Origin of the sequence: Micromonospora sp. SL1-18 (assembly GCF_047921505.1) — a bacterium.
GTDB lineage: Bacteria > Actinomycetota > Actinomycetes > Mycobacteriales > Micromonosporaceae > Micromonospora.
The window spans coordinates 112,318-131,909 of sequence record NZ_JBLROA010000004.1; the positions used below are offsets into that span (position 1 = coordinate 112,318).

Sequence of the window (19,592 nt, forward strand, 5' to 3'; positions counted from 1 at the left end):
CACTGAAACGAATGGTCTGCTCGGTCACGACTTGCCCGCAATCCACAGGCTCGCGAAGACCAACGCGACGATGCCGACCAGGAAGATCGCCAGACCCTCGGTCGACGGGCCGTACCGGCCGAGGTTGAAACCGCCCTGGTCCTGGTCGGACTTCAGGGTCTGCTGGATGTAGGCGATGATGTCCGCCTTCTCCTGCGGAGAGATCTGGTTGTCGCCGAACACCGGCATGTTCTGCGGGCCGCTCAGCATGGCGGCGTAGATCTGCCGGTCGCTGGCCGGGTGCAGGCTCGGCGCGTACTTGCCCGAGGAGAGGGCGCCGCCGCCACCGGTGAAGGCGTGGCACTGCGAGCAGTTGATCCGGAACAGCTCGCCACCGGTGGCCACGTTGCCGTTCTGGTGCAGGTTGTTGCCCGCGGGGACCTCCGGGCCGCCGCCGAGCTCCTGGATGTACTGGCCGAGTTGGCGCACCTGCTCGTCGGTGAACTGCGGGTTCTTCCGCGGGGCCTGGGCCTCCTGCCGGGCCATCGGCATGCGGCCGCTGCTGACCTGGAACTCGACCGAGGCCGAGCCGACACCGATCAGGCTCGGACCACGGCCCACGACGCCCTGGGCGTTGCGACCGTGGCAGGTCACACAGCTCACGTCGAACAGCGCCTTGCCCTCGTTGGCGGCGGCGCTCAGGGGCGGCGTGTCCTGCGCCTGCACGCCGGGGGCGAAGACGGTGTAGGCGCCGCCGGCCAGCATCAGCGCGGCGGCCAGCCGGACCGCGGCACCCAGCCGGCGGCGGCCCCTGCTGCGCGCTACGGGCCGCCCGCGCAGCCGCGCGAGCAGACCGCGTCGGCGGTCGTTGTCAGAAGTCATGACCTGTGTCCTTAACCGGTTGGACCTTGTCTCAGGGGACGGAGCAGCGGCGCGGTATGTGACGCGCCAAGATCACTGGAGCCAGTAGATCATGGCGTAGAGCCCGATCCACACGACGTCGACGAAGTGCCAGTAGTAGGAGACGACGATCGCCGATGTGGCCTGCGCCGGAGTGAACCGGCCCATGGTGGTACGGATCATGAAGATGATGAAAGCCACCAGACCACCGCTCACGTGCAGACCGTGGAAGCCGGTGGTCAGGTAGAACATCGACCCGTACCCGTCTCCGTTGATCTTGACGCCCTCGTGCACCAGGTTGCGGTACTCGTTCGCCTGGCCGAGCACGAAGATCAGGCCCATCACGAAGGTGATCGTGAACCACCTGCGGAGGGAGTGGACGTCACCCTTCTCGGCCGCGAAGACACCGAGCTGGCAGGTCACCGAGGACAACACCAGGATCACCGTGAAGGTGGTCGCGTAGGGGATGTTGAGGACCTCGGTGTGCTTCTCCCACTGCTCCGGTGCCGCCGCGCGGATCGAGAAGTACATCGCGAACAACGCCGCGAAGAACATGAGTTCGCTGGAGAGCCACACGATCGTCCCGACGCTGACCATGTTGGGTCGGGTCAGAGAGTGGATCCGGCTCTTGTCAATGGCTGGGGCCGCAGTCACGCGGTCATTATTGCCCTTGACCGGGAACGACGATCAGCGGGGTAGCAAACCCGCACCCCAGTGGCCCGATCGGGGTCGTCCGCTTCGCCTGACCTACCCTGAAAAGCGTGCTGCACGTCGACCCGATCTTCGCCGCCACCTCGGGCGCTCCGCCACGCGTCGCTCCGGTGATCCTGATGGCGGGGGGTGAGGCCGTCCCGCCGCCGTTCACCGTCGCGCGGATCGTCACCGAGACGCGGCTGAACAGCTGGCTCACCCTCGGGCTGATCCTCGCCGCCGGCCTCTACCTGTACGGCGTGTACCGGCTGCGGCTTCGCGGTGACCGCTGGCCGGCGATCCGGACGGTGTGCTTCCTCGTCCCCGGCCTGGGCGGGATCGCGGTGGTCACGCTCAGCGGGCTGGGCGCGTACGACACCACGCTGCTGTCGGTGCACATGGTGCAGCACATGGTGCTGTCCATGCTTTCGCCGATCTTCCTGGCGCTGGGTGCCCCGGTGACGCTCGCCCTGCGCACCCTCTCGGTGCGGCCCCGCAAGCGCCTGCTGGCGATCGTGCACAGCCGGATCGCCCGGATCTACAGCTTCCCGCTGGTCGCGTTCGCCATCTTCGTGGTGAACCCGTTCGCGCTCTACTTCACCGACCTCTACCACTACACCCTGCAGCACGAGTGGGCGCACGAGCTGACCCATGCCCACTTCATCATGACCGGCTGCGTCTTCTTCTGGCCGCTGCTCGGCCTGGACCCGCTGCCCGGGCGCTGGCCGTACCCGGCCCGGGCGCTGTTGATGCTGCTCTCCGTGCCGTTCCACACCGTGCTCGGGCTCACGATCATGCAGAGCGCCACGCTGTTCGGCGGGGACTGGTACCCGTCGTTGCACCTGAGCTGGTCGGACCCGCGGAACGACCAGGTCGTCGCAGGTGGCATCCTCTGGGCCGGCGGCGAGTTCGTCAGCGTCACCATGCTGGCCGTGCTGGTCGTCCAGTGGATCAAGCAGTCCGAGCGCGAGGCCCGCCGGCTGGACCGCGAGCTGGACCGCCAGGAAGCGCGCGAGCGTGCCGCACAGAACGCCGGCTGAGCCCCGCTGCGACAACTCCAGCTCGGCTGGCGGCCATAATTCGGCCTCCGCGCCGCTACGCGGCGCTCCGGACCGAATGAAGGCCGGTCTGGCGCCGCGCCGCGACCTGGAGCCGTCGAGGGGTACGCCGGGGCGGGCCATTCAGCCGAATGTGACGCCCGCTACGATCAGCGGGCAGCTACGAGGTGGGAGCTAGTCAACGATGAGCGATCGTGTGTGCACCGTCCTGCTCTACAGCGACGACCCGAAGGTCCGCGACCGGATGCGGCTCGCCGTCGGCACCCGACCGGCGCCCGGGCTCGAGATCGAGTTCGCCGAGGCCGCCGACTACGCCGAGTGCGTCCGGCTGGTCGACGACTACGAGATCGACCTGCTCCTGCTCGATGGCGAGGCGACCCCGGGCGGCGGAATCGGCATCGCCCGCCAGATCAAGGACGACCGGGACGACGCCCCGCCGACCTGCGTCGTGCTCGCCCGCGCCGCCGACCGCTGGCTGGCCGCGTACGCCGAGGTCGACGCCACGCTGACCCACCCGCTCGACCCGGTGACCACCGGCACCACCGTCGCCGAGCTGCTGCGGCGCACGCACGCCGTGGCCTGAGCCGCCCCCCTCGGTGCCACGGCAGCGTGGCCGTGGCACCGGCACTACGGCCATAATTCGGCCTCCGCGCCGCCAGCCGGCACTACGGACCGAATGAAGGCCGTCGGCCATGATTCGGCCTCCGCGCCAGGCGGCGCTCCGGACCGAATGAAGGCCGCCACATCCGCTTTCCACGCCCCGCTCGGGAGGCCCGCCATGGGCGAACGGACCTGGCCGCTGTTGCTCAACGCGCTGTTGCACAGCGAGGAGCTCTCCACCGCCGACACAGCCTGGGCGATGGACGAGATCATGACCGGCTCGGCCAGCCCGGCGCAGGTGGCCGCCTTCGCGGTGGCGCTGCGTGCCAAGGGCGAGACCCCGGCCGAGCTGGCCGGCCTGGTGGAGGCGATGCTCGGCCGGTCCGTCGAGGTCGAGCTCCCCGAGGAGATCCGAACCACCGCGCTGGACGTGGTCGGCACCGGTGGTGACCTCGCGCACACGGTCAACATCTCCACGATGACCGCGCTCGTGGTGGCCGGGGCCGGCGTCCGGGTGGTCAAGCACGGCAACCGGGCCGCCTCCTCCTCGTGCGGCACCGCCGACCTGCTGGAACACCTCGGCGTACCGCTGGACCTGACTCCCGAGCAGGTGGCCCGGTGCGTGACGGAGGCCGGCATCGGGTTCTGCTTCGCGGCCCGGTTCCACCCCGGGATGCGCCACGCCGGGCCGGTCCGCCGGGAGGTCGGCGTACCCACCTTCTTCAACTTCCTCGGCCCGCTGACCAACCCGGCCCGCCCCCGGGCCGGCGCGGTCGGCTGCTTCGACCTGCGGATGGCGCCGGTGATGGCGGCCGTCTTCGCGGCCCGGGGGGACTCGGTGGTCGTGATGCGCGGCGAGGACGGGCTGGACGAGTTCACCACCGCCGCGCCGACCCGCGTCTGGGTGGCCCAGCAGGGCACCGTCAGGGAGGCGCTGCTGGACGCGACGGAACTTGGGGTACCCCGGTCCACCCTGGCCGACCTGCGGGGCGGCGACGCCGCGTACAACGCCGGCGTGGCCCGGCGGCTGCTGGCCGGCGAGCCCGGTCCGGTCCGGGACGCGGTGCTGGTGAACGCCGCGGTGGCGCTGGCCACCCAGGGCCCGCTCGACGGCGACCTGACCGAGGCGCTGCGGGCCGGCCTGGCCCGGGCGGCCGAGTCGATCGACTCCGGGGCCGCCGCCGGCGTCCTGGACCGGTGGCTCCAGGTCGGCCGCTCGCTCTGACCGGCCGAACGCACGTGAAAAGGCCCGCCTCCCCTGACCGGGGAGGCGGGCCTTTCGTCCGTCAGCTCAGTGCTCGGCGGTCCGGCGGGTGCCGCTGTAGTACTCGAAGAGCAGGCCGCTGGCGGCGAGGATGACCGCCACCGCGCCCACGCCCAGCAGCCACAACTGCCAGAAGACCAGCCCGAGACCGGCGACCGTCGCGGCCAGGGCCAGGCCGAACGGCCAGTAGCTGCCCGGGCTGAAGAAGCCGAGCTCGCCGGCGCCGTCGGCGATCTCGCCGTCCGGCCGGTCCTCCGGGCGCAGGTCGATACGGCGGGAGACGAACCAGAAGAAGCCGCCGCACATCGCGCAGAGCAGGAACGACAGCAGCAGCGCCACGGTGCCGACCCACTCGACCCGACCGCTCTGGCCGGCCGTCCAGCCGGCGTAGAGGGCGGCGATGCCGCCGAGGAACGCCCCGACGATCAGGAAGATTTTCCACTCGGTCTTCATTGCCGGATCCCTCAGCTTCCCACGCCGGCCGACGCGTCGGACGGGTTGAAGTTGTTCTTGGCGCGCCGGGTGTCGAACGGCTTGGTCGTCTGGGCGAACTCGGGCTCGCCGATGGCCTTGAGCGCCTCCTGCGTCGACTTGCCGGCCTTCTTCTCCGCGAGGAACTGGTCGTACTTCTGGGGCGAGACGACCCGCAGCTCGAAGTTCATGAAGGCGTGGTAGCTGCCGCACAGCTCGGCGCAGCGGCCGACGTACCAGCCCTCCTGGTCGAGGCTGGAGACCTCGAAGACGTTGCGGATGCTGCCCGGGAAGACGTCGCGCTTGAACAGCAGCTCCGGCACCCAGAAGGAGTGGACGACGTCGCGGCTCTGCTCCTCGAACCGGATCGACCTGCCGGTCGGCAGGACCAGCACCGGGATGACATCACTGGTGCCGAGGACCGAGGCCACGGTGTTGGCGTCACGGCCCTGGCCGTCACGGTAGTTGAACTGCCAGTTCCACTTGAAGGCGACGACCTCGACGGTCACGTCCGGGTTCTTCGTGAGCTTGTCCACGCCGGTCTGCACCACCGCCGTGTAGTAGAAGAGCACGGAGACCACGAGGATCGGCGCGATGGTGTAGAGGAACTCCATCGGCATGTTGTAGCGGGTCTGCACCGGCAGCTCGTTGCCGCGCTTCCGGTAGCGGATCACGCACCAGAAGATCAGACCCCAGACGAACACGCCGACCGCGAGCGCCGCGATGCAGGACGCGATCCACAGGTCGTACATGCGGTGCGACTGCGGCGTGATGCCGCCCTGCGGCCACCCGAAGCCGCCGACCGCCCCGCCGACGTCACAGCCGGTGAGCAGTACCAGCAGCGCGGCTCCGCCGAGACCGAGCCCGGCGAGCCGACCAGCACCACGCCGCCGGCGTCCACCGGCCCCTGGGGAAGCGCTGTGCCGTACGGCCGACGACCGTACCTCCGAACTCCTTGCGACCACCTGGTCCTGCCTCCCTAGCGCGCCGCGGTGGTTGTTTCCTCCAGCACCGACGGCAAAGGCGTCACCGACGGTCGCAGATTACTCGACCATGACGGGCCTGACCGTCTTGGGGTCACTGTCCGCCCCCATCCGGGTGTTGCGGGCCGGACGGCGCGATAGCGTCGGCCTTCGTGAGCGAGCGAACCATCAGGCACAGCGCCATGGAGCCTCATGGCCGATCGGAGCGGAGCGGAGATCGGCCATGAGCACATCCCCGGTCTATCTGGACGCGGCCACCGCCGCCCCGCTGCATCCGGTCGCGCGGCAGGCGCTGCTGGCGGCGCTGGACGACGGTTGGGCCGACCCCGGCCGGCTCTACACCCAGGCCCGTCGGGCCCGTCAGCTCCTCGACGCCGCCCGGGAGGCCGCCGCGCAGACCCTCGGCGTCCGCACCGACGAGCTCTCCTTCACCCCCAGCGGTACGGCCGCCGCGCACGCCGCCGTGCTGGGCGGCCTGGCCGGGCGGCACCGGGTCGGGGTGACCCTGGTGCACTCCGCGATCGAGCACTCCGCGGTGCTGCACGCCGCCGAGCGGCACGTGGCCGGCGGCGGCGAGGCGGTCTCCGTACCGGTGGACCGGCTGGGCCGGCTGGACCTGGACGCCTGGACGGCGACGGTGGGTGCCCCGGGGGTGGCCCTGGCGGCCCTGATCGGGGCCAGCCACGAGGTGGGCACGGTGCAGCCGGTGCCGGCGGCGGCCGAGGCGTGCGCGCAGGCGGGAGTGCCGCTGTACGTCGACGCGGCGCAGCTGGTCGGCCGGGCACCGCTGCCGGCCGGCTGGTCGGTGCTGACCGCCAGCGCGCACAAGTGGGGCGGGCCGCCCGGCGTCGGGCTGCTGGTGGTCCGCAAGGGCACCCGGTGGGAGTCGCCGTTCCCGGCCGACGAGCGGGAGTCGGGGCGTACCCCGGGGGTGTTGAACCTGCCCGCGGTGGTGGCCGCGGCGGCGAGCCTGCGCGCGGCGGCGGCCGACGCGGCGGCCGAGACGGCCCGGCTGGCGCCGCTGGTGGACCGGATCCGGACCCGGGTGGCGGCCGAGGTGCCGGACGTGGAGGTGGTCGGCGACCCGGTGGACCGGCTCCCCCACCTGGTCACCTTCTCCTGCCTGTACGTGGACGGCGAGGCGCTGCTGCACGCGCTGGACCGGCGCGGCTTCGCGGTCTCCTCCGGCTCCTCCTGCTCCTCGTCCACCCTGCGGCCCTCGCACGTGCTGGAGGCGATGGGGGTGCTGTCGCACGGCAACGTCCGGGTGTCGCTGCACCGGGAGACCACGGAGGCGGAGGTGGAACGCTTCCTCGCCGAGCTGCCGGGGGTGGTCGCCGACCTGCGCGCCGAGGCGGGAGTGACGGGGCTGTGAGCGAGCCGGACGAGGTCCTGGACTGCCGGGGCCAGCGGTGCCCGCTACCGGTGATCAACCTGGCCCGCCGGCTGCCCGAGCTGCCCGTCGGTGCGGTGGTGCGGGTGCTGGCCGACGACCCGGCCGCCGCGGTGGACATCCCGGCCTGGTGCCGCATGCGCGGCCAGGAGTTCGTCGGCGCCCACCCCGACTCCCCCGCCTACGACGTCCGCCGCGCCCACTGACGCCCGCACCCCTTGATTAAGAGGTTTGCGTCACGGGCCCGCCGCCGGCGGCATGACACAAACCTCTTGATCAACACGGGTCCGGTCAGCCGCAGTGCTCGACGGGCGAGGTGTAGGTGGAGCCGCCGGTGCTACCGCCCCACGTCACGCAACCCGGCGACGAACGGATCACCGGCCCCGCGTAGTACGAGAAGTTGCCGGAGTCCGTCGATCTCGTCGAGCCCTGCGGTTCGAGGAAGGCGCTCGTGGCGGTGGCCGTACCGACGTTCGCCATTTTCAGGGTGACCACGCAGTTCTGGCTGGTCGTGCCCTTCCACAGCAGGTTGGCGGTGCCGGCCGAACCGAGCTTCGCCGAGTCGATGACCTCGAATCCGCTGCCGCACACCGCGGCCGGGTCGTACGACGTGGCGCAGTTCTGGCTGGTCACCGAGGCGTTCGGGTAGGAGAAGGTGGAGCCGTTGAAGACGGCCTTGATGATGTGCGACTGGGAACGGTCCGGGTAGCGCACCTCGAAGTGCAGGTGCGGGGAGATGTTGTTGCCCGGCTTGCTGGTGTTGCCGACCTATCTGGCCGAGGCTCGGCGGCTGCGCTCCACAGTGCAGGACGAGATGACCCGCCCCAGCTGACCCAGCCCGCGCCCACCCCCACCGGCACCGGCCCAAAGCGCTGGGCGGGAGGGGTCAGCGGAGGTAGGTGAGGATGGCGGGGAGGGGGTCGGTGTCGATGGCGGTATCCACCACCAGGCGGGGGCCGATGATCGGCTCGTACTCGGCGCGGCGGACCAGGGCCTGCTCCCAGGTGGGGAGGAACTCGTCGGGGAGCCGGGCCTCGACCCGCCGCCGGTGTTCGGCCTCGTCCCCGCAGTGCACCTCGATCACCCGTAGCGGCACGCCGGCCCGTACGGCCAGGTCGTGCCAGAGACCGCGGGCGCTGGCCACCGGGTTCACCGCGTCCACCACCACGCTCAGGCCGAGCCCGAGCTGCACCTCGGCGAGCCCGGCGACCGCCCCGTACGCCGCCATCCCGGGCACGTCGCCGACCAGGCCGTACCGGTGCAGGGACCGCTCCACCGGGTCGACCGGCAGCACCGGGGCGCGCAGCGCGGCACCGACCCGGGCCGCGAGGGTGCTCTTGCCCACCCCGGGCAGCCCGGCGAAGGCGACCAGCAGCGGGCCGCCGGCGCCGGGGCGGGCCGCCGGGTCCACCGGGCGGCCCGGATCACGTACGCCGGAGGTCACGGCAGCAGGTGCGGCCGAACGTCCTCGGCGGCCGCGTCGCCGTACGACTCGGCGAGCCGCTTGACGAACAGGTCACGGCGAACCTGGTATTCCTGGGTGCCGACGGTCTCCAGCACCAGGGTGGCCAGCAGCGAGCCGACCTGGGCGGCACGCTCCAGGCCCAGGCCCCAGGAGAGGGCGGCGAAGAAGCCGGCCCGGAAGCCGTCGCCGACGCCGGTCGGGTCGACCGCCTGGATCTGCCGGGCGATCGGCACGTGGATGGTGTCGAAGTCCCGGCCGGCGATCTCCGCGCCGTCCTTGCCCAGCGTGGTGATCCGGACCTTGACCCGGTCGAGCAGCTGCGCGTCGGTGAGCCCCGCCTTGCTCAGCAGCAGCGACTTCTCGTAGTCGTTGGTCATCAGGTACTCGGCACCGTCGATCAGGCCGAGGACCTGCTCCCCGTCCATCCGGGCCAGCTGCTGGGACGGGTCGGCGACGAACGGGATGCCGCGCTCCCGGCACTCGGCCGAGTGGCGGATCATCGCCTCCGGGTCGTTGGCACCGACCAGCACCAGGTCGAGACCGCCCAGCCGGTGCGCCACCGGGGCCAGCTCGATGTTGCGGGCCTCGCTCATGGCACCGGCGTAGAACGAGGCGATCTGGCACATGTCGGTGTCGGTGGTGCAGACGAAGCGCGCGGTGTGCGCCACCTCGCTGACGTGCACCGAGTCGCAGTCGACGCCGTGCCGCTCCAGCCACGACCGGTAGTCGGCGAAGTCGGCGCCGACCGCGCCGAGCAGCACCGGAGACAGCCCGAGCTGGGCCATGCCGAAGGCGATGTTCGCCGCCACGCCGCCCCGGCGGAGCACCAGGTCGTCCACGAGGAACGACAGCGACACCTTGTGCAGCTGGTCGGCGAGCAGCTGGTCGGCGAAGCGACCGGGGAAGCTCATCAGGTGATCGGTGGCGATCGAGCCGGTCACGGCGATCTTCATGTCAACCCTCGTGGTCGGGAGCACGGCGCGGTCAGCCTACCGGTCACCCCGGCCCGCCGGAGGGGGTCGGTCGACAACGGGTTGCCCGCCGGACGCCCGTGCGTCACCGCCCGGACACCCGCCCGGAAGAACCGCAACGGCGGGACCGCCCGGTGAGGAACGGTCCCGCCGTTGTCGGGTATGTCATCCGTCGGCCCGGTGCGGGCCGCCTCGACTCAGCTGAACGAGTCGCCGCAGGCGCAGGAGTTGCCGGCGTTCGGGTTGTCGATGGTGAAGCCCTGGGCGTCGATCCGGTCGGCGAAGTCGATGGTCGCGCCGGCCAGGTAGGGCGCGCTCATCCGGTCGACGACGACCTCGACACCGTCGAAGTCGGTGACGATGTCACCGTCGAGCGACCGCTCGTCGAAGAAGAGCTGGTACCGCAGGCCGGAGCAGCCGCCCGGCTGAACGGCGACCCGGAGCCGCAGGTCGTCGCGGCCCTCCTGCTCGATCAGGGCCTTGACCTTCTGCGCCGCGACGTCGGTGAGGACGACGGTGTTGGCGGCCTTGGCCTCGGTCGACTCGGTCTGCGCTGGCGTGGTCACGTGGAAATCTCCCTGCGCGTGTGGGTCCGGACGCACTGGCCAACGTACCCCGTCGCCCAGTCATTCCCGGTGTGGTCCAGGTCCGATCGTACGCCGCCCCGGCGAAGGCCACCCCCGGTGCCATGACTCCGCCGGGAAACCACCGGGATCCGATCATCGGCTCCACTGCCGGGCCAGCCGGGCGCCCAGCGCGCGCAGTCCCTCGGCCGGCCGGGCCAGCGCCGCCTCCAGCCCGCCGCGCTCCTCGCCGCCGAAGTGCTCCACCAGGCTGTACGCCTCGGTCACGCCCGCCGCGGCCGCCTCCCGCCGCCCGGTGCTCACCTGTCCCGCCAGCACCACGCAGGGCACGCCCCGGTCCCGGGCGGCCCCGGCCACTCCGGCCACGACCTTCCCGCGCAGCGACTGGTGGTCGAAGGACCCCTCCCCCGTGATCACCAGATCGGCGGCGTCCAGCGCGGCGTCCAGCCCGATGGCCCGGGTGACCAGCCCGACGCCGGACTCGCACCGGCCGCCGAGGGCGAGGATCGCCGCGCCGAGGCCGCCGGCCGCGCCGCCCCCGGGCAGCGCGCCGGGCCCGGGCGGGCAGCCGGGCAGCTCGCGTTCCAGCACCCCGGCCCAGCGCTCCAGCGCCGCGTCGAGCAGCAGGACGTCGGCACGGCTGGCGCCCTTCTGCGGGCCGTACACGTTGCTGGCGCCGTGCAGCCCGAGCAGCGGGTTGTCGACGTCGGTGGCGGCGACCAGGGTGGCCCCGCGCAGCCGGGGGGCGCCGTCCAGCGCGGCCACCGCCGCGAGGGCCGCACCGCCGTACGGCAGGGCCCGGCCGGCCTCGTCGAGCGCGGTGACGCCCAGCGCGGTGAGCATGCCGGCGCCCCCGTCGTTGGTGGCCGAGCCACCCAGCCCGACCACCACGGTCCGCGCTCCCGCCTCGACCGCGGCCGCCACCAGCAGCCCCAGCCCGTACGAGGTGGTGGCCTTCGGGTCTCGCTCGGCGGCGGACAGCAGGTGCAGCCCGCACGCCTGGGCGCTCTCCAGGTACGCGGTCCCGTCGTCGGTGAGCAGGATCTCACCGACGGCGGGCCGGCCGAGCGGGTCGACGGTCGGCACCGACAGCCAACGCCCGCCGAGCGCCTCGGCGAGCACGGCGACGAACCCGGGGCCGCCGTCGGCGAGCGGGCGGATCAACAGCTCGTCGGCGGGGGTGGTCGTCCGCCAGCCCTCGGCCACTGCGGCGGCCACCTCCTGGGCCGGCAGTGTGCCGGCGAACTTGTCCGGGCAGAGCAGTACGCGCATGCGCAGCAGTGTGGCAGGCCACATCGGCGGCGGCCGCGCGCCGGGCCGGCTGTGGGACGATGGGAGGCGTGACTTCGACCTGGGTTGAGCCTTCCAGCACCGCCACTGCCCTGCTGCTCCTCGGCCGCGGCAGCGACCCCGCCACCGAGCGTGGCGTGGAGTGTCCGGGTGACCTGCCCGCGCCGAGCGACCCCGGCCTGGTGGCCCGGGCGGCGGCGGCCAAGGCCGCGCTCGGCACCAAGGTCTTCGTGCTGGGCCACCACTACCAGCGCGACGAGGTGATCCAGTTCGCCGACGTGACCGGCGACTCGTTCAAGCTGGCCCGGGAGGCGGCGGCCCGCCCCGACGCGGAGTACATCGTCTTCTGCGGCGTGCACTTCATGGCCGAGAGCGCCGACATCCTCACCACGGACAGCCAGAAGGTGATCCTGCCCGACCTCGCCGCCGGGTGCTCGATGGCCGACATGGCGGTGCTGTCGCAGGTCGAGACCGCCTGGGACGTGCTGACCGAGCTGGGCGTCGCGCAGGACACCGTGCCGGTGACGTACATGAACTCGTCGGCGGACATCAAGGGCTTCGTCGGCCGGCACGGCGGTGTGGTCTGCACCTCGTCCAACGCGAAGCGGGCGCTGGACTGGGCGTACCAGCAGGGGTCGAAGGTGCTCTTCCTGCCCGACCAGCACCTGGGCCGCAACACGGCGGTGCGGGAGATGGGCCTCTCGCTGGACGACTGCGTCCTCTACGACCCGCACAAGCCGGGCGGCGGGCTCACCCCGGAGCAGCTCCGCGACGCGAAGATGATCCTCTGGCGCGGGCACTGCTCGGTGCACGGCCGGTTCACGCTGGACAGCGTCAACGACGTGCGGGAGCGGGTGCCGGGCGTCAACGTGCTGGTCCACCCGGAGTGCCGGCACGAGGTGGTCACCGCCGCCGACTTCGTCGGCTCGACCGAGTACATCATCAGGACCATCGAGGCGGCCCCGGCCGGCTCGGCATGGGCGATCGGCACCGAGCTGAACCTGGTCCGCCGGCTGGCGATCGCCCACCCCGACAAGCAGATCATGTTCCTGGACCGGGCGGTCTGCTACTGCTCGACGATGAACCGGATCGACCTGCCACACCTGGTGTGGGCGCTGGAGGAGCTGGTCGCGGGCCGCGTGGTCAACCAGATCACCGTCGACCCGGACACCGCGCACCACGCCCGGGCCGCGCTGGACCAGATGCTCGCCCTCCCGGGCGCTTGACCACCCTCGGTCATACCTATGGCACGGAAAGACACGGGACACCCCGGTTCGTGCCCTCGCTGGTGATGTGACCGATTCCATTTTCGTCACGGAGGGCTATGCTGCCGAGGCGACGACTTACGCGGGCCGTTTAACAGAGGCCGCGTTCCGGGTAGCGATGCAGATCGTGGACCCCACAATCAACACGACACCAACGCGCTGGAGGTTGCGTTGACCGACGACGTCCTGGTCGTACACGGAGGCACTCCCCTCGAAGGGCGGATCCGCGTACGCGGCGCGAAGAACCTCGTGTCCAAGGCGATGGTGGCCGCCCTCCTGGGCGACACCCCCAGCCGGCTGTTCGACGTGCCACGGATCCGGGACGTCGAGGTGGTCCGCGGGCTGCTCGACCTGCACGGGGTCAAGGTGAGCGACGGCGACGAGGACGGCGAGCTGGTCTTCGACCCGTCCAACGTCGAGAGCGCCAGCACCGACCAGATCAACGTGCACGCGGGGTCCAGCCGGATCCCGATCCTGTTCTGCGGCCCGCTGCTGCACCGGCTCGGCCACGCCTTCATCCCCGACCTGGGCGGCTGCCACATCGGCCCGCGCCCGATCGACTTCCACCTCCAGGCGCTGCGGGAGTTCGGCGCGACGGTCGAGAAGCGGCCGGAGGGGCTGCACCTGTCCGCCCCGAACGGGCTGCACGGCACCAAGTTCGCCCTGCCGTACCCGAGTGTGGGCGCCACCGAGCAGGTACTGCTGACCGCGGTGATGGCCGAGGGCGTCACCGAGCTGCGCAACGCGGCGGTCGAGCCGGAGATCATCGACCTGATCTGCGTCCTGCAGAAGATGGGCGCGATCATCAAGGTGCACACCGACCGGGTGATCGAGATCCAGGGCGTGCCGAAGCTGCACGGCTACACCCACCGGCCGATCCCGGACCGGATCGAGGCGGCGAGCTGGGCGGCGGCGGCACTGGCCACCCGCGGCCACGTCGAGGTGCTCGGTGCCCAGCAGGCCGACATGATGACCTTCCTGAACATCTTCCGCTCGGTCGGCGGCGAGTACGAGGTGACCGACCTGCGTCCGCCGCGGGCCGGCCGGCCGGGCCAGGAGGGTGGCATCCGCTTCTGGCACCCGGGCGGCGAGTTGAAGTCCGTCGCCCTGGAGACCGACGTGCACCCGGGCTTCATGACCGACTGGCAGCAGCCCCTCGTCGTGGCGCTGACCCAGGCCCGGGGCCTGTCGATCGTCCACGAGACGGTCTACGAACAGCGCCTGGGCTACACCACCGCCCTCAACTCGATGGGCGCCAACATCCAGGTCTACCGGGACTGCCTGGGTGGCACCCCGTGCCGCTTCGGCCGGCGCAACTTCAAGCACTCCGCGGTGATCGCCGGCCCGAGCAAGCTGCACGCGGCCGACCTGGTCATCCCGGACCTGCGCGCCGGTTTCAGCCACCTGATCGCGGCCCTCGCGGCCGAGGGCACCTCCCGGGTGTACGGCGTCGATCTGATCAACCGCGGCTACGAGGACTTCGAGGCCAAGCTGGCGGACCTCGGTGCACACGTAGAGCGTCCGTAACATCACACTGCGTTCTCCGCGCCCGGTGCACCCGCGATGTGCACCGGGCGCGGATGTTTGGCTACTCTTCACGAGTGCCGTCGCTGTTTCGTCGTAAGCCCGCCAACCTCGTCGAGGAGTCCGTCACCACGGTGACCGCCGACGAGGCACCCACCGCTGCCCGTTCCCGGGGTTACACCCCGAGCAAGAAGGAACTGGGCATGGTGACCCCGAAGCGGCCCGCCGCCAGCCGCCGGCAGGGCGCGCCGACCAAGCCGCTGACCAAGGAGGAGGCGCGGGAGCAGCGCCGGGTGGCCCGCGCCGAGGCGACGGCCGAGTTCCGCCGCGAGGGCGGCCCGCGCGACCGGGGCCCTGAGCGGCTGCTGGCCCGCAACGTGGTCGACTCCCGGCGTACGGTGGGCACCTGGTTCTTCGGCGGCGCGCTGATCGTGCTGCTCGGCTCCAACCAGGCCATGCCGCCGATCGTCCGGCTGGCCTCCAACCTGCTGTGGGGCGCGCTGGCGCTCGGCGTGTTGATCGACTCGATCCTGATCTCCCGCCGGATCAAGAAGCTGGTGCGCGAGCGGCATCCCAAGAGCACCGAGAAGCTCGGCTCGCTCTACTTCTACGCGATCATGCGCTCGATCACGTTCCGCAAGATGCGGGCCCCGCAGCCCCAGGTGAACCTCGGCGACAAGATCTGACCGGGCTCGGCCCGGACCCGGCCCCTTCCCGCCGCTGCGGGGAGGGGCCGACCTCATGCCACCCCGAGCAGGCGCAGCAGTGCGGTGGTGCCGGCCGCCGCGACCACGACCAGGACGAAGGGTGCCCGACGCCAGGCCAGCAGCAGCCCGACCAGCACCCCCGCCGGCCGGGCGTAGCCGGCGAAGGCGCCGGACTCGGTCAACGCGGCGGTCGCGGCGAGCGCGGCCAGCAGGGCGGCGGCGCCGACCGGCAGCAGCTGCCGGGACCACTCGGGCAGTTCCAGCCGGTCGCGCAGCAGCACCCCGGCGACCCGGAAGCCGTACGTGCCGGCGGCCAGGGCGATGATCACGGCGATCAGCATGACGCCTCCTCGTTGCGCGCGACCGCCCCCGGCCCGGGCGCGCGGGCGGCCTCCTCGTCGCCCCGGCCCGGATCGGGCACGGTGGCCGGGGACGGCGCGGTGGCCGGGGACGGCCCGCGGCGGCGCAGCGCGGGCACGACGACGGCGACGAGGGCGAGCAGGACCGGCAGCCCGGCGGGCAGGAACGGGGTGGCCAGCACGGCCAGCCCGGCACCGGCCAGCGCGACCCGGCGGGTCTGCGCGTCACGCAGGCTGGGCAGCAGCAGGGCGGCCAGCCCGGCCGGGAAGGCGGCGTCGAGTCCCAGCACGGCCGGATCGCCGACCGCACCGCCGGCCAGCACGCCGAGCAGGGTGCCCGCGTTCCAGGCCAGAAAGAGCAGCGCCCCGGCGACCCAGAACGCGTGCCGTCGGGCCGGCCCGGCCGGCCGGGCCAGGGCGAACGCGGTCGCCTCGTCGGTCATCAGGTAGCTGCCGAGCAGCCGCCGCCAGCGCGCCGGGCCGAGACTGCCCCCGAGGGCCAGGCCGAACGGCAGGTGCCGGGCATTGAGCAGCAGCCCGGCGAGGACCGCCGCGAGCGGGCTGCCGGCGGCCACCAGACCCACCGCCATGAACTGCGCGCCACCGGCGTAGACGAACACCGACATGGCGAGGGTGGCCCAGGCGGGCAGGCCGGCCGCCACCGCCACCGCGCCGAACGAGGCGCCGACGGCGAGCATCGCCGCGCCGATGGCGGCGACGTCGCGGAGCACGGCCGCGTCGCCCGTTCGATATGCCGTACGCATGGTCCATTATCCTGAACGCAACAACGCGTGTTCGTCAAACCGAACAAACCGATCTATGGAGCGAACAATGGCGGTCGACCCCGCTCCCCCGCTGGCCACCATCGCCGCCGCCCTGCGTCGCGAGCGCGATCGGGCGGGCATCTCGCTGACCGAGCTGGCCCGCCGGGCCGGCATCGCCAAGTCCACCCTGTCGCAGCTGGAATCCGGCGTCGGCAACCCGAGCGTCGAGACACTCTGGGCGCTGGGGGTCGCGTTGGGCGTGCCGTTCAGCCGGCTGGTCGAGCCGCCCACGGTCACCGTCCGGGTCGTCCGGGCCGGCGAGGGCCCGCGGATCCGCTCCGAGCACGCCGACTTCAGCGCCACCCTGCTCGCCGCCGGCGCGCCGCACGCCCGCCGCGACGTGTATGTGATGGAGCTGGAGCCCGGGGCCGTACGGGTGGCCGAGCCGCACACCCCGCGCAGCGTCGAGCACGTCGTGGTCGCCGCCGGGCGGATGCGCGTCGGCCCGGAGTCCGACCTGGTCGAGCTGGGTCCGGGCGACTACGCCACATTCCCCGGCGACACGCCACACCGCTACGAGGCGCTGGCGCCGGGCACCTTCGCGGTGCTGGTCATGGAGCACCCGTGAGGCGGGCCGCCCGTGGCCCGGCTCAGCCGATCTCCGCCGGGGCGCGGTAGAGCCGGGCGACGACCTCCTCGATGTCCGGCTCGACGATCGAGATGTCCCGCAGGGCGGCCAGACCGGCGAGCCCGGCCACCACCTCGGCGACGCTCGCCGACTCCAGCGCGAAGACCAGCCGGTGCCCGTCCGCCTCCATCCGGACCAGCGGGGCACCGGGCAGCGCCGGCGGCTCGGGCAGCGCGGCGTCCAACTCGGCGACGACCATCCGGCGGGAGCCGTACCGGCTGTGCAGCGCCGCGATCGAGCCGTCGTGCACCACCCGGCCGTGGTCGATCACCACGAGCCGCCGGCAGAGTCGCTCGATGTCGGCCAGGTCGTGGGTGGTGAGTACCAGGGTGGTGTCGCCGGCCCGGCCCAGCTCGGCCAGGAAGCCCCGGACGGCCTGCTTGCTCACCACGTCCAACCCGATGGTCGGCTCGTCGAGGAAGAGCACCTCCGGGCCGTGCAGCAGCGCGGCGGTCAGCTCGCCGCGCATCCGCTGGCCGAGGGAGAGCTGCCGGACCGGGGTGTCCAGGAACTCGTCCAGGTCGAGCAGGCTCCGGCAGCGGGCCAGCCGGGCCGCGTGCTCGCCCGCGGGCACCCGGTAGACGTGCCGGAGCAGGTCGAACGAGTCGCGCAGCGGCAGGTCCCACCAGAGCTGCGAGCGCTGCCCGAAGACCACGCCGATGCGTAGCGCCAGACGGGTCCGCTCGGCCACCGGCCGCAGCCCGCAGACCCGGGCCTGCCCCGCCGATGGCATGAGCACGCCGGTGAGCATCTTCAGGGTGGTCGACTTGCCGGCCCCGTTCGGGCCGATGTAGCCGACCATCTCGCCGCGTTCGACCCGCAGGTCGATACCGTCGACCGCGGTGACGGTGCGCCGCTCCCGACGCAGCCGGCCGACCTTCACCCGGACGGTGAACTCCTTGCGCAGCCCGCTCATCTCGATGACGCTCAAGACCCCGTACTCCGGTAGTGACGGATCCCGACGCGCCAGGCCAGGGCGGCGACCGCCGAAGCGACCACCGCGACGCCCGGCGCGGCCCAGCCGACCCAGGCGGGCAGGCCGAGCGGATCGGCCCGACCGAGCAGCGCCAGCGCCGGGTGGTAGCTGACGAAGGCGAAACCCATCCCGTACGCGAAGAGCGCGCGGAACCAGCCGCCGTAGACGGTGACCGGGTACGAGGTGAAGTCGCGCCCGCCGTAGGTGACCGAGTTGGCCAGCTCGCCCGAGTCGATCCAGTAGAAGGAGACGGTCGCGGTGGTCACGAAGATCGAACCGAAGAAGACCACGGCGGCGAGCGGGGCGACCACCGCCAACGCCGCCCGCCCCGGCGTCCACTGGATGCCGGCCGAGACGAGCGCCACCACCAGCACGGCCAGCCCGAAGATCGCCCGGGACACCTTGCGCAGCGGCAGGTCCATCAGCAACAGCTGGGGCAGCGCGGCCAGCGGGCGGACCAGCACCGCGTCGAAGAGGCCGGTGCGGACGTACCGGGGCAGCCGCTCGATGTTGCCGATCAGCAGGTCCGCGGTGGCGAACGCGAACGACGACAGGCCGACGATCACCAGCGTCTCGCGGAGCGTGAAGCCGCCCAGCTCGCGGGTGACGCCGAAGAGCACCAGCACGGTGACCACGTCGAACACCGTCGCCCCGATGTTGCCGACCAGGTCCACCACGAACGACGTCCGGTAGGCGGCCTGTGACCGGGCCTGCGCGCCCAGCAGCGCCCGGTACGCCGCCAGCGTCCCCGGCTCAGCCACCCTGCACCACCAACCGGCGCTCGGCCCGGCCCTGCACCAGCCGGCAGAGGGCGAGCAGCGCGACGGCCCAGCCGACCTGCACCCCGACCAGGCCGAGCTGCATCGGCGCCGGGTTCCGCTCGATCAGCACGTCGAGCGGGATCTGGAGCAGGCTCGGAAACGGGGTGCCGTACCGCAGCGTGGCCTCCAGCCAGCCGGGCAGGAAGCCCAGCGGGAAGTAGAGCCCGGCGAGCACGCCGGAGCTGAGGGTCCAGAGGATCAGTGGGCCCCGCACGTCCTGCAACCAGTAGGCCGTGGCGTTGACCAGGTAGCGGCAGCCGAAGCAGACCACCACGGCGAGCAGCACGGAGAGCGCGAACAGCGGCCACGTGGCCGGGCGGCGGGGCAGGTACACCTCGAAGAGGAGCAGGCCGATCAGCACCGGCGGCACCAGCCGGGACAGCGCGGCGAACCCGGCCCGACCCAGGTCGGTGGCGAGGTAGCTGGTCACCGGGTGGACCGGGCGAAGCAGGTCGGCGGCGACCTCGCCGGTGCGGATACGGTCGGCCAGCTCGGTCCAACCCCAGATCAGGACCACCGCCAGCAGCCCCTGCCCGACCCAGACGAAGGTGGCGAGCTGGGCGCGGTCGTAGCCGGCGACCCGGCCCGACGCGCCGGCCGCGGCGAGGAAGATGTAATAGCGCAGGAAGCCGAAGACGCTGTTGGTGACCACCCCCGCCACGGCGGCCTGGCGGTAGGTCGCATACCGCCGAAAACCACACGCCACTATCGCGCTGAATGTCCGAAACCATCGGGTAACGTTTGAGTCCGTGGGCGATGCCACAGTGGCGGTGACAGAGCCCACGCCGCTACCCTCCTTCCGCAGCCATGACGTGCCGGACCGGGCGACTCTACCGGCAC

The 19,592-nt window shown here is 72.2% G+C and carries 23 protein-coding genes; 9 read left to right on the top strand and 14 right to left on the bottom strand.

Going from position 1 to position 19,592, the window contains the following annotated elements; translation table 11 throughout:
* Window positions 1-24 precede the first annotated feature (24 nt).
* On the bottom strand, window positions 25-861 hold the full coding sequence (locus ACNAW0_RS03035) for a c-type cytochrome (RefSeq protein ID WP_416286116.1): 837 nt from the start codon (window positions 859-861) through the stop codon (window positions 25-27).
* Between the two features lie 72 nt (window positions 862-933).
* On the bottom strand, window positions 934-1,533 hold the full coding sequence (locus tag ACNAW0_RS03040) for a cytochrome c oxidase subunit 3 (RefSeq protein ID WP_416286117.1): 600 nt from the start codon (window positions 1,531-1,533) through the stop codon (window positions 934-936).
* Between the two features lie 107 nt (window positions 1,534-1,640).
* Between ACNAW0_RS03040 and ACNAW0_RS03045 the strand changes: the two genes are divergently transcribed.
* The 3 genes from ACNAW0_RS03045 to trpD all read left to right on the top strand — a co-directional run bounded on the left by ACNAW0_RS03045 (window position 1,641) and on the right by trpD (window position 4,452).
* Window positions 1,641-2,609, top strand: a complete 969-nt coding sequence (locus ACNAW0_RS03045) for a cytochrome c oxidase assembly protein (protein WP_416286118.1) — start codon at window positions 1,641-1,643, stop codon at window positions 2,607-2,609.
* A 202-nt stretch (window positions 2,610-2,811) separates the two neighbouring features.
* Window positions 2,812-3,210: a hypothetical protein gene (locus ACNAW0_RS03050; RefSeq protein WP_416286119.1), complete on the top strand. Its 399-nt coding sequence runs from the start codon at window positions 2,812-2,814 to the stop codon at window positions 3,208-3,210.
* Window positions 3,211-3,405: 195 nt separating this feature from the next.
* Complete coding sequence (gene trpD / locus ACNAW0_RS03055) at window positions 3,406-4,452, top strand: anthranilate phosphoribosyltransferase (protein WP_416286120.1); 1,047 nt, start codon at window positions 3,406-3,408, stop codon at window positions 4,450-4,452.
* A 66-nt stretch (window positions 4,453-4,518) separates the two neighbouring features.
* On the opposite strand, the gene ACNAW0_RS03060 is transcribed toward trpD, so the two are convergent.
* Entirely contained in the window at window positions 4,519-4,944 is a 426-nt protein-coding gene (locus ACNAW0_RS03060) for a cytochrome c oxidase subunit 4 (RefSeq protein ID WP_416286121.1), read from the bottom strand.
* A gap of 11 nt (window positions 4,945-4,955) precedes the next feature.
* A complete protein-coding gene (gene coxB, locus ACNAW0_RS03065) occupies window positions 4,956-5,927 on the bottom strand; it encodes a cytochrome c oxidase subunit II (protein ID WP_416286122.1) in 972 nt (323 codons plus the stop codon).
* Between the two features lie 241 nt (window positions 5,928-6,168).
* Here coxB and ACNAW0_RS03070 point away from each other — a divergent pair, with 241 nt between their 5' ends.
* Complete coding sequence (locus ACNAW0_RS03070; protein WP_416286123.1) at window positions 6,169-7,320, top strand: cysteine desulfurase family protein; 1,152 nt, start codon at window positions 6,169-6,171, stop codon at window positions 7,318-7,320.
* A complete protein-coding gene (locus ACNAW0_RS03075) occupies window positions 7,317-7,544 on the top strand; it encodes a sulfurtransferase TusA family protein (protein ID WP_416286124.1) in 228 nt (75 codons plus the stop codon). Before ACNAW0_RS03070 ends, ACNAW0_RS03075 begins: the two co-directional genes overlap by 4 nt.
* Window positions 7,545-7,629: 85 nt before the next feature.
* Here the strand turns inward: ACNAW0_RS03075 and ACNAW0_RS03080 are convergent, their stop codons facing one another.
* The 5 genes from ACNAW0_RS03080 to ACNAW0_RS03100 form a co-directional block, all read right to left on the bottom strand.
* Entirely contained in the window at window positions 7,630-8,052 is a 423-nt protein-coding gene (locus ACNAW0_RS03080; protein WP_416286125.1) for a hypothetical protein, read from the bottom strand.
* Window positions 8,053-8,224: 172 nt separating this feature from the next.
* Window positions 8,225-8,782 carry an AAA family ATPase gene (locus tag ACNAW0_RS03085; protein WP_416286126.1) on the bottom strand — a complete coding sequence of 186 codons (558 nt, stop codon included), beginning with the start codon at window positions 8,780-8,782 and terminating at the stop codon, window positions 8,225-8,227.
* Window positions 8,779-9,756, bottom strand: coding sequence for a carbohydrate kinase family protein (locus ACNAW0_RS03090; RefSeq protein ID WP_416286127.1), 978 nt, complete (start codon window positions 9,754-9,756; stop codon window positions 8,779-8,781). The genes ACNAW0_RS03085 and ACNAW0_RS03090 overlap by 4 nt, the downstream gene beginning before the upstream one ends.
* 215 nt (window positions 9,757-9,971) lie before the next feature.
* Entirely contained in the window at window positions 9,972-10,340 is a 369-nt protein-coding gene (erpA, locus tag ACNAW0_RS03095) for an iron-sulfur cluster insertion protein ErpA (protein ID WP_416286128.1), read from the bottom strand.
* Between the two features lie 153 nt (window positions 10,341-10,493).
* The gene (locus tag ACNAW0_RS03100; RefSeq protein WP_416286129.1) at window positions 10,494-11,654 is read right to left on the bottom strand and encodes a glycerate kinase; all 1,161 of its coding nucleotides are present in this window, start codon (window positions 11,652-11,654) and stop codon (window positions 10,494-10,496) included.
* A gap of 44 nt (window positions 11,655-11,698) precedes the next feature.
* On the opposite strand from ACNAW0_RS03100, the gene nadA reads away from it, so the two are divergent.
* The 3 genes from nadA to ACNAW0_RS03115 all read left to right on the top strand — a co-directional run bounded on the left by nadA (window position 11,699) and on the right by ACNAW0_RS03115 (window position 15,123).
* The gene (nadA, locus tag ACNAW0_RS03105) at window positions 11,699-12,874 is read left to right on the top strand and encodes a quinolinate synthase NadA (RefSeq protein ID WP_416286130.1); all 1,176 of its coding nucleotides are present in this window, start codon (window positions 11,699-11,701) and stop codon (window positions 12,872-12,874) included.
* A 210-nt stretch (window positions 12,875-13,084) separates the two neighbouring features.
* Window positions 13,085-14,440 carry a UDP-N-acetylglucosamine 1-carboxyvinyltransferase gene (gene murA, locus ACNAW0_RS03110; protein ID WP_416286131.1) on the top strand — a complete coding sequence of 452 codons (1,356 nt, stop codon included), beginning with the start codon at window positions 13,085-13,087 and terminating at the stop codon, window positions 14,438-14,440.
* Between the two features lie 53 nt (window positions 14,441-14,493).
* On the top strand, window positions 14,494-15,123 hold the full coding sequence (locus ACNAW0_RS03115; RefSeq protein WP_416286132.1) for a DUF3043 domain-containing protein: 630 nt from the start codon (window positions 14,494-14,496) through the stop codon (window positions 15,121-15,123).
* A 53-nt stretch (window positions 15,124-15,176) separates the two neighbouring features.
* Here ACNAW0_RS03115 and ACNAW0_RS03120 read toward each other — a convergent pair whose 3' ends face one another.
* Together ACNAW0_RS03120 and ACNAW0_RS03125 are read right to left on the bottom strand one after the other, a co-directional pair.
* The gene (locus ACNAW0_RS03120) at window positions 15,177-15,485 is read right to left on the bottom strand and encodes an AzlD domain-containing protein (protein ID WP_416286133.1); all 309 of its coding nucleotides are present in this window, start codon (window positions 15,483-15,485) and stop codon (window positions 15,177-15,179) included.
* Window positions 15,479-16,267 (bottom strand): AzlC family ABC transporter permease, encoded by a 789-nt coding sequence (locus ACNAW0_RS03125; protein ID WP_416286134.1) that lies wholly within the window; start codon window positions 16,265-16,267, stop codon window positions 15,479-15,481. The genes ACNAW0_RS03120 and ACNAW0_RS03125 overlap by 7 nt, the downstream gene beginning before the upstream one ends.
* A 67-nt stretch (window positions 16,268-16,334) precedes the next feature.
* Here ACNAW0_RS03125 and ACNAW0_RS03130 point away from each other — a divergent pair, with 67 nt between their 5' ends.
* Window positions 16,335-16,895 (top strand): helix-turn-helix domain-containing protein, encoded by a 561-nt coding sequence (locus ACNAW0_RS03130; RefSeq protein WP_416286135.1) that lies wholly within the window; start codon window positions 16,335-16,337, stop codon window positions 16,893-16,895.
* A gap of 22 nt (window positions 16,896-16,917) precedes the next feature.
* On the opposite strand, the gene ACNAW0_RS03135 is transcribed toward ACNAW0_RS03130, so the two are convergent.
* Genes ACNAW0_RS03135 through ACNAW0_RS03145 form a run of 3 tightly spaced genes read right to left on the bottom strand, consistent with a single transcriptional unit; the run spans window position 16,918 to window position 19,536 of the window.
* Complete coding sequence (locus ACNAW0_RS03135) at window positions 16,918-17,886, bottom strand: ABC transporter ATP-binding protein (protein WP_416286136.1); 969 nt, start codon at window positions 17,884-17,886, stop codon at window positions 16,918-16,920.
* Entirely contained in the window at window positions 17,883-18,692 is an 810-nt protein-coding gene (locus ACNAW0_RS03140) for an ABC transporter permease (RefSeq protein WP_416286137.1), read from the bottom strand. The genes ACNAW0_RS03135 and ACNAW0_RS03140 overlap by 4 nt, the downstream gene beginning before the upstream one ends.
* On the bottom strand, window positions 18,685-19,536 hold the full coding sequence (locus ACNAW0_RS03145) for an ABC transporter permease (protein WP_416286138.1): 852 nt from the start codon (window positions 19,534-19,536) through the stop codon (window positions 18,685-18,687). Before ACNAW0_RS03145 ends, ACNAW0_RS03140 begins: the two co-directional genes overlap by 8 nt.
* Window positions 19,537-19,592: the final 56 nt, after the last annotated feature.

Bases quoted from the DNA above. Each gene is read 5' to 3' on its own strand.
- ACNAW0_RS03035 (WP_416286116.1), bottom strand. From the start codon at position 861: ATGACTTCTGACAACGACCGCCGACGCGGTCTGCTCGCGCGGCTGCGC.
- ACNAW0_RS03060 (WP_416286121.1), bottom strand. From the start codon at position 4,944: ATGAAGACCGAGTGGAAAATCTTCCTGATCGTCGGGGCGTTCCTCGGC.
- ACNAW0_RS03130 (WP_416286135.1), top strand. From the start codon at position 16,335: ATGGCGGTCGACCCCGCTCCCCCGCTGGCCACCATCGCCGCCGCCCTG.
- ACNAW0_RS03090 (WP_416286127.1), bottom strand. From the start codon at position 9,756: ATGAAGATCGCCGTGACCGGCTCGATCGCCACCGATCACCTGATGAGC.
- ACNAW0_RS03100 (WP_416286129.1), bottom strand. From the start codon at position 11,654: ATGTGGCCTGCCACACTGCTGCGCATGCGCGTACTGCTCTGCCCGGAC.
- ACNAW0_RS03050 (WP_416286119.1), top strand. From the start codon at position 2,812: ATGAGCGATCGTGTGTGCACCGTCCTGCTCTACAGCGACGACCCGAAG.
- ACNAW0_RS03120 (WP_416286133.1), bottom strand. From the start codon at position 15,485: ATGCTGATCGCCGTGATCATCGCCCTGGCCGCCGGCACGTACGGCTTC.
- ACNAW0_RS03115 (WP_416286132.1), top strand. From the start codon at position 14,494: ATGTTTGGCTACTCTTCACGAGTGCCGTCGCTGTTTCGTCGTAAGCCC.
- ACNAW0_RS03070 (WP_416286123.1), top strand. From the start codon at position 6,169: ATGAGCACATCCCCGGTCTATCTGGACGCGGCCACCGCCGCCCCGCTG.
- trpD (WP_416286120.1), top strand. From the start codon at position 3,406: ATGGGCGAACGGACCTGGCCGCTGTTGCTCAACGCGCTGTTGCACAGC.
- ACNAW0_RS03125 (WP_416286134.1), bottom strand. From the start codon at position 16,267: ATGCGTACGGCATATCGAACGGGCGACGCGGCCGTGCTCCGCGACGTC.